Source organism: Paramuribaculum intestinale (assembly GCF_003024925.1).
Classification (GTDB): domain Bacteria; phylum Bacteroidota; class Bacteroidia; order Bacteroidales; family Muribaculaceae; genus Paramuribaculum; species Paramuribaculum intestinale.
Genome location: NZ_PUED01000279.1, coordinates 1 through 2283, shown reverse-complemented (window position 1 = coordinate 2283; position 2283 = coordinate 1). Strand labels below are relative to the sequence as shown.

At 47.4% G+C, this 2283-nt stretch carries 1 protein-coding gene and 1 pseudogene; both read left to right on the top strand.

Annotated elements, in window-relative coordinates; all coding sequences use genetic code 11:
- Positions 1 to 366 (top strand): annotated as a pseudogene (locus tag C5O24_RS14140) (hypothetical protein); the annotation flags it as partial.
- Positions 367 to 395: 29 nt separating this feature from the next.
- A complete protein-coding gene (locus C5O24_RS12700) occupies positions 396 to 1730 on the top strand; it encodes a hypothetical protein (RefSeq protein WP_107681931.1) in 1335 nt (444 codons plus the stop codon).
- Positions 1731 to 2283 lie beyond the last annotated feature (553 nt).

The window sequence follows — 2283 nt, the reverse complement described above, 5'->3', positions numbered from 1 at the left end:
CAGTTGTTTATCGCTGAATTTTATAAGGATTCTTCCAGCACAACCCCAGTATTCAGAGCCGGAATACGCATTATCGACACATCGGATGACTATCAAGTTATCTGCTTCATTTCTTCTACACAAAAGGATGTTGATACCGGTAGCCCTGTAACAGTCAAGGCGAAGATAGTTCGCTTCCTGCCCGATGGCTCAAATCAAGAAATCACGCCAACTGGTGTAAAATGGCGAATGGATGTGATGGATAGGAAAACATGGTCAGTCGTCAAGACTGCAAATGCCAACACAATTCAAGTCACCACAACCGAAACCGACCGTAATGGTGAAATGGGTGATGTTGAAGTCGTGGCAGAAGCAGAGTGGAATTAACACTAACAACTTAATACAAACGCAATAATATGGCTAAAAAGAATCTTGGAAACGCCACACTTGTGCCTTCTATTCAGAAGAATAACGGTGTGATGGTTGAGGTAAATGGTTCTGTCCGCAGAATCACCCTTGACAACTTTATGAACTCAATGAACACCGATGACGAGCAGTTGCTTCGTCAGATAGCATGGGGTGTTCCTATTAAGCAAGGCACCAGCAGTCCAGAATGGGGCGTTATCGGTAATACCGGTATGTGGAACGAATACAAGTCTATGGTCGGTCGCTATCTCGTTACCAACGATGGTAAAGCTGCCAAACTTTCGCCCGTCAACTCAGGTGTCTTTGCTGACGGAACTACCCTTGATGAAACAAAGGGTCATGTGATGGTCATTGCTCCCCGGCTTTACTACACAGTTAAGCGTGATGCCGCGTCTGGGGTTGATTACCTTTGGATGTCGATGCTTCCAATCGGAGGGCATTTCATCGGTGATGCGGACGGAGGTGATTACATCTGCGTAGGCGCATATAAGGCTTCGCTTGCAGGAGCAGCATTGACTTCTCGTTCAGGAGTAAGACCCGCTGGTTCGCGTACAATCTCGCAGTTCTGGACTGATGCACAGGTAAACGGAAAGAACTGGGGTCTTGTCAACTATGACCATCGCCGCTTTATGATGATGCTTTGTCTTTCGCAGTATGGTAGCCCCAACGCGCAGGATAAAATCGGTCAGGGCGTTAGTGGCTCGGGCGGTTGGAAAGACCTTTGGGCAGGTACTACAAGCCTCCTTACCGGTGCGACAAAATCACTCGGTGATAACAACGGAAAGATAAACATTACAGTCACGAATGGCACGGTTGTAGGCGTGGATTGCTCACGTGTCAATCTGAACGGATTTGAAGACGCATGGGGCTGGCAGTGGGAGATGAATCAGGGTGCATACTTCGGAAATTCTGAAAACACTGCTCAAACGGGAAACGAGTTCTATATCTATGAGGGCAACCGTATGCCGTCATACGCTGAATTGGCTACACACCCATCGGGTAAGTATCGCCAGACTGTCAGACGCACCCTTTCAGCAAACAGTGAGGGATATGTCACAAAGATGATGCTTGGCGAATACTTCGACCTTATCGCAACTACTTTGGGCGGAGGAAGTAATTCATACTGGTGCGACTATGAATATGCCAATAACACTGGTCAACTGCTGCTCTGGGGTGGTCATGCGTATCTCGGTTCGGCTTGCGGTCTCGGTTGCGTGGACTCGTGGGACGCTTTCTCGAACTCGGCTGCGGCTTGCGGCTCTCGCCTTGCTTATTATGGCCCCCTTACCTTTATGGACGGAAAGCAACTGATGGCTACTGTCTGATGGAACGTAAGTAAAGTTTCAGATAAGCAAAGTCTTACCAATAATTAAAAAGAACATTGACATTCTGAAAAACCATTACAAAAACCGAATCGTGCCAATAAATGCGTCAGCGTATTTCGGTGCGTGCAGCGTGTACGGCACGATTTCGGTAGGTAGATGGGGAAGAGCCTGCTGCTCTGGGGTGGTAATGCGAATAACGGTTCGTATTGCGGTCTCGGTTACGTGAACTCGAGGAACGCTTTCTCGAACTCGAATGCGAATTACGGCTCTCGCCAAACTTGAATGAAAGGGGTAAAACCCAATCAGATAAATTTCCCCAGAGCCTTGACCCTGCGCTTATAATGAACTACGCAGCGTAACGGATTGAAAGATTATCCGTGAAGTCAGAACACATATTGCGGAAAGGTCTGCACCTTGCAGCAGACAAGCGGTGCAAGTAGGATGCGAAAGCATTTCGGAAGCTCCGGGCAGAGAATCCAAGCAAGCCATCTTGCATTTCTCGTTGGATTCTATTATTGAACTTGAAGAAAGTTAGTTTGGCACAAATAAAAAT